Here is a 6,269-nt window from a genome sequence, read left to right on the forward strand (position 1 = left end):
CCCGCATCGCCGAAATCGCCCGCAAGCAGGGCCCGGTCGGCCTGGAAAAGGTCGAGACCGACGAGCCCTTCCTCGCCAAGGGCATCCGCTACATCGCCGACGGATACGACATGGAGTTTATCCGCGACAATCTGGAGCGCGACCGCGACAACTTCCTGATGCACCTCGATGAGGGCAGCAAGATCTACCGCGCGATCGGCGACTGCGCGCCGGCCTTCGGCATGATCGGTACGCTGATCGGCATGGTGCAGATGTTCGCGAACATGACGGACCCCTCCAAGCTCGGCCCGTTCATGGCGACCGCGCTGCTCGCCACGCTCTACGGCGCGCTGGTTGCGAACCTGTTCTGTCTGCCGATCGCCGACAAGCTTCATGGCAAGCTGCTCGACGAGGAGACCAACCGCACGCTGATCATCGACGGCATTCTGATGATCCGCGACTCCAAGAGCCCGACCCTGGTCCGCGAAATGCTGCTGGCTTACCTGCCGGAAAAACATCGCCACGAGGAAGGCGAAGAGGCTCACGCTTAATTCGGCGGAGCGGCTTTCGGAACAGCGATCATGGCCAAGAAAAAAAGGGGCGACGCACACGGCGGAGGGCACGGCTGGTTCGTGACCTTCGCGGACCTGATGGGTCTGATGATGAGCTTCTTCGTGATGCTCGTGGCGTTCTCCACCATGGACAACAACAAGCTCAAGATCGTCGCCGGTTCGATGCGCGAGGCCTTCGGCGTGCAGACCGATGTGCGCTATTCCGGCATCATCGAATCCGACGGCTTGCCGACGCGGCCGAAACTGAAAAACGTCGAACACATTTCGCCGGAAGAGGCCTCGAATACGCCGACCCCGGACCAACAAGACCGCAACCAGGTTGCCGGGGCGCAGTTGAAGATCGACCGCGAGTTTGCCCTCGCCTCAGCTTCGCTGCGGCAGGCGTTGCAGGACATGCCGGAGATGACCGAGATCTCCAAGCACATCATGTTTGAAGAGACCAAGGAAGGCCTCAACCTCGAGATCGTCGACCAGGACGGACGCTCGATGTTCGCGGAAGGCTCCAAGGTGCCCTTTGAACGGACGCGCCGGCTGATCCAGAAACTGGCGGCGCCTTTGAAGGCGACCCCGCTCAGGGTGGCGATCGCCGGTCACACCTCGGCCGGATTTGTTCCGACCCGAAGCGACTACGGCGCCTTCGACCTCTCGGCCGATCGCGCCAATGCCGTGCGCCAGATCCTGGAGCGCGAAGGGCTCCCTGCGGCCCACATCTTCGCAGTGTCCGGCAAGGCCGATACTCAGCCGCTGTTTCCGGACGATCCCTCGCTGTCGGCGAACCGCCGGGTGACGATCACGCTGATGCGCGAAAACCCGCCACTGCCGCCCGGCTTGAAGCCCTAGTGTTATTACTATATTACCGCTTCCGAGAAACGATAGGTTTCGCTCGGAGCGGCGCGGCCTTGCGTCGCCGGTCTAGCCAAATCCGTTGACAGACCATCTGGGAAAGCGTCGATAGCCGTCCAGATCAAAATCAAAGATCGAGCCTCCCTGTCATCATGACCCCCAGTGTTACGTCGACGGAGGCCCATGATGGACCGGTCACGACCGGTTTCTGGGCCCTGACGCTGGGAGGGATCGGTGTCGTTTTTGGCGACATCGGGACTTCGCCGCTCTATGCGTTTCGCGAAGCGGTCACCGATGCGGCGCACGGGCAACCGGTCAGCCGCATCATCGTGCTCGGCGTCTTGTCGCTGATCCTGTGGGCGCTGTTTATCGTCGTCACCGCGAAATACGTGCTGCTACTGCTGCGCGCCGACAATAACGGGGAGGGCGGCACCCTGTCGCTGATGGCGCTCAGTCAGCGCGCGCTCGGACACAGGAGCTGGATCTTGCTGGCGCTCGGCGTGATTGGCGCATCGATGTTCATCGGCGACTCCATGATCACGCCGGCCATTTCGGTGCTGTCGGCCGTCGAAGGCCTCAAGCTCGCAACGCCGGCGTTCGAACATTACGTCGTGCCGCTGACCGTATTCATCCTGGTCGGCCTGTTTGCCGTTCAGAGGAACGGCACGGCACGCGTCGCCTCGGCTTTTGGGCCGGTCATGGTGGTTTGGTTCGGCTCGCTCGCGGCGATGGGCCTTTATCACATCAGCGATGAGCCATCGGTGCTGGCGGCGATCAATCCCTGGTACGCCCTGCAATTCCTGCTTTCGCATGGGACGATCGGTCTGGTGACGCTTGGCGCGGTGTTTCTTGCCGTCACCGGCGGCGAGGCGCTCTACGCCGACCTCGGACACTTCGGGCGCAAGCCGATCCAGGCAGGCTGGCTCTATTTCGTGCTGCCGTCGCTGCTTCTCAATTATTTCGGGCAGGGAGCCCTGGTGCTCTCCCATCCGGATGCGATTGAGAATTCGTTCTACCGGATGGTGCCGGAAGTATTGCTGCTGCCGCTGGTCGCGCTGGCCACGGCGGCCACCGTGATTGCCAGCCAGGCGGTCATCACCGGGGCCTATTCGCTGACGCGGCAGGCGGTGCAGCTTGGTCTGTTGCCGCGCTTCGAGGTCCGTTACACCTCGGAAACGCATGCCGGCCAGATCTACCTGCCGCGGGTGAACCGACTGCTGTTGATCGGCGTGTTGCTGCTGGTGCTGCTGTTCCGCACCTCCAGCGGCCTTGCCTCGGCCTACGGCATCGCCGTCTCAACCACCATGGTTACCGACGGCATCATGGGTTTCGTCGTGATCTGGAAATTGTGGAACTGGCGCGCGGCGACGGCCGCCGCGCTGATCATGCCGCTCGTCGTCGTCGATACGACATTCTTCAGCGCCAATCTGTCAAAGCTGTTCGAAGGGGCGTGGGTGCCGCTGTTGTTCGGTGCGGCGATGGCGACCATGATCTGGACCTGGCGCCGAGGTACCGCGATCCTGGCGCAGAAGACCAGAAACATCGAAGTACCGCTGAACGATCTGCTCAAGAGCCTGGAAAAACGTCCGCCTCACATCGTCAAGGGAACGGCGGTCTTTCTGACCAGCGACCCAAGCTTTGTGCCGACGGCGCTGTTGCACAACCTCAAGCACAACAAGGTGCTTCACGAGCAGAATGTGATCCTGACAATTCTGACGGCCCAGACACCTCGGGTCGATCCTTCCGAACGCTTCCGGATGGAAACCATCAGCGAGAGATTTGCCTCCGTCCAGCTTCGGTTCGGTTTTATGGAGACGCCCAACGTCCCCAAGGCGCTCGGCATCGCGCGCAAACTCGGCTGGCAATTCGACATCATGTCGACGTCGTTCTTTGTTTCTCGCCGCGCATTGAAGCCCTCGGCGCAGTCGGGAATGCCCCGTTGGCAGGACCTCCTGTTTATCGCGATGAGCCGCTCGGCCAATGACGCGACCGATTACTTCCAGATTCCTACCGGGCGGGTGGTTGAAGTCGGCACCCAGGTGACTATCTAGGCCTGCATGCATTTTTTGCATGCCATTGGCCCAAAATAGGGCTAGGCTATGCTTCGAGCGCAGGGCTATAAGCCGCTTCGCTTTGCGATTGCGCAGTGAAGCACGTAGAGGCTCCCAACCCCCATGACGAGTGATGTTGTAGCTCCCGCCTCGGAAACGACGGCGGCCAATGGCCATGGCGAGATCCATTCGACAGCCAGCTTGAAGGCCCTGCTGATCGGCAGCATCGGCGTCGTTTACGGCGATATCGGCACCAGCCCCCTCTATGCCCTGCGCGAGGCGGTGGTTGCGGCCAGCGGTCCCTCGGGCATCGTCGAGCCCGCGGCCGTCCTTGGTGTCGTCTCCTTGATCCTGTGGGCGCTGATCATCGTCGTCACGATGAAATACGTCGTCATCCTGCTGCGCGCCGACAATCACGGCGAGGGCGGAACGCTTGCGCTGATGGCGCTTGCCCAGCGCGCAGTCAGCCGCGGCGCCGCCACGATCGTGCTGCTCGGTATCGTCTCGGGCGCGCTGTTTTACGGTGATGCCGTCATCACCCCGGCACTGTCGGTGCTTTCGGCCATCGAAGGCATCAAGCTCGTCACGGCGGCGCTCGATCCTTACGTGGTGCCGCTGACGGTGATCATTCTGCTGGCGCTGTTTGCGGCGCAGTCGCGCGGAACCGCTCGCGTCGCGGCCTTTTTCGGCCCCATCATGTGCATCTGGTTTGCCATCATCGCGATCGGGGCGATCACGCCGGTGATGCAGCATCCGGAAGTGTTTCGGGCGCTTAATCCGGCGTTTGCCATTTCCTTCATGCTCCATCACGGCATGATCGGATTCGTCACGCTCGGCGCGGTGTTTCTGGCCGTCACGGGCGCAGAAGCGCTCTATGCCGACCTCGGACATTTCGGCAAAAAACCGATTCAGGCGGCTTGGCTCTTCATCGTGCTACCGTCGCTGGCGCTGAATTATCTCGGCCAGGCGGCGCTTGTTATCCATGACCCGAAGGCGATCGAGAACCCGTTCTTTCTGATGTTTCCGGATTGGGCGCTCATTCCGATGGTGGCGCTCGCGACCATTGCGACCGTGATCGCGAGCCAGGCGGTCATCACCGGTGCCTATTCGCTGACGCAACAGGCGATTCAACTCGGGCTGCTGCCGCGATTTGAAATCCGGCACACCTCTGAATCGCATTTCGGCCAGATCTATATTCCGCGCATCAACATGATGCTTCTGATTGCGGTGATGTTGCTGGTTCTGATGTTCCGCTCGTCAAGCGCTCTGGCATCCGCCTACGGCATCTCGGTGACCGGCACCATGGTGGTCACGGGAATGATGGGCTTTGTCGTGATCTGGCGGGTGTGGAAGTGGTCGCCGATCGCGGCCGCCGCGCTGATCGCGCCGTTCCTGTTCCTCGATTTGACTTTCCTTGCCGCCAATCTGCTCAAGGTGCTGGAAGGCGGCTGGGTGCCGCTCGCGCTCGGCGCGATGGTGATGCTGTTGATGTACACCTGGCGCCGCGGCAGCCGGCTGTTATTTGACAAGTCGCGCAAGCTCGAATTTCCGCTCGCCGATCTCGTTGCGATGCTGGAAAAACGGCCGCCCCAGCGCGTTCCCGGCACGGCGGTTTTCCTCACCAGCGACCCGGTCAGTGCTCCGACCGCGCTGATGCATAGTCTGAAGCACTACAAGGTGTTGCACGAGAAGAACGTCATTCTCACCATCGAGACCGCCGCGACCCCGCGCGTCGATCCTGCCGAACGCGTAAGACTGGAGCAGGTGGGCAACACCTTTACCAAAGTGACGCTGAAATTCGGCTTTATGGAGCAGCCCAACGTGCCGAAGGCGCTTGCGATCGCGCGCAAGCTCGGCTGGCAATTCGATATCATGTCGACGTCGTTCTTCCTGTCACGCCGTGCGCTGAAACCCGCCGCGCATTCGGGAATGCCCCGCTGGCAGGATCATCTCTTCATCGCGCTGAGCCGTACCGCCAACGACGCCACGGACTATTTCCAGATCCCGAGCGGCCGCGTGGTCGAGGTCGGAACCCAGGTCACGATTTGATGCCGGGGCAGGCGGGGCTCTTGCGGGCGCTTGATTTTCGCCGCGCCTGTGTGGTGGATTTGACATTCGTATCGGTGTCGCCGAGGTTGCTGTCGACAAGAAGCGTGCAGGCGGAGGAATTTGAGTGACGGATCAGGGTCATCGGGTACACGATTTGGCGGCTGAAGAGGTCTCGCGCGGCATGGCCGAGGGGCGCTATCTTCTGGTCGACGTCCGCGAACCCAATGAGGTTGCCGTCGACGCTTATCCCGGGGCCGTGGTGGTTCCGCTGTCGAGCTTCGATCCCCATGCCATTCCCGATCCGAAGGGCAAACAGGTCGTGTTTGCCTGCCGCTCGGGCAAGCGCTCGGTCACCGCCTCGTTGGCCGCGCAGGCCGCCGGGCTTGCCTATGACAAGCACCTCGCGGGCGGGATGCTGGCCTGGAAGGGCGCTGGTTTGCCGACGAACTCGCCCGGCTGACCATTGTCATGACGTCCCTGAACAAGGTTTTTGGCGACCTGCCGGTGACCGTCTTTGAGGCGATGTCGCAGGCTGCCCGCGACAACAACGCAATCAACCTCGGGCAGGGTTTTCCCGACGATCCCGGCCCTGAGGACATCCGCAAGGCCGCCGCGGATGCCGTGATGAACGGCAACAACCAATACCCCTCCATGATGGGTATTCCCGAACTGCGGCAGGCGATCGCCTCTCACTACCAGCACTGGCACGGCCTCAATCTCGATCCGATGAGCGAGGTCATGGTGACTTCGGGCGGCACCGAAGCGCTGACCTCGG

At 61.9% G+C, this 6,269-nt stretch carries 6 protein-coding genes; all 6 read left to right on the plus strand.

Features of this window, described 5'->3' with window-relative positions:
* A partial coding sequence (locus VFL62_RS11320) for a motility protein A (RefSeq protein ID WP_325172464.1) occupies positions 1-530 on the plus strand: 530 nt, incomplete at its 5' end.
* 30 nt (positions 531-560) lie between these two features.
* Positions 561-1,391 carry a flagellar motor protein MotB gene (locus VFL62_RS11325; protein ID WP_325172465.1) on the plus strand — a complete coding sequence of 277 codons (831 nt, stop codon included), beginning with the start codon at positions 561-563 and terminating at the stop codon, positions 1,389-1,391.
* Positions 1,392-1,546: 155 nt separating this feature from the next.
* Positions 1,547-3,445 carry a potassium transporter Kup gene (locus VFL62_RS11330; protein ID WP_325172466.1) on the plus strand — a complete coding sequence of 633 codons (1,899 nt, stop codon included), beginning with the start codon at positions 1,547-1,549 and terminating at the stop codon, positions 3,443-3,445.
* Positions 3,446-3,568: 123 nt separating this feature from the next.
* A complete protein-coding gene (locus VFL62_RS11335) occupies positions 3,569-5,494 on the plus strand; it encodes a potassium transporter Kup (protein ID WP_325172467.1) in 1,926 nt (641 codons plus the stop codon).
* A 124-nt stretch (positions 5,495-5,618) separates the two neighbouring features.
* The gene (locus VFL62_RS11340) at positions 5,619-5,954 is read left to right on the plus strand and encodes a rhodanese-like domain-containing protein (RefSeq protein WP_325172468.1); all 336 of its coding nucleotides are present in this window, start codon (positions 5,619-5,621) and stop codon (positions 5,952-5,954) included.
* A gap of 8 nt (positions 5,955-5,962) precedes the next feature.
* Positions 5,963-6,269: aminotransferase class I/II-fold pyridoxal phosphate-dependent enzyme (locus VFL62_RS11345; protein WP_325172469.1), on the plus strand; the 307-nt coding region annotated here is incomplete at its 3' end.

Source organism: Bradyrhizobium sp. (assembly GCF_035701725.1).
Taxonomy (GTDB): Bacteria; Pseudomonadota; Alphaproteobacteria; order Rhizobiales; family Xanthobacteraceae; genus Bradyrhizobium.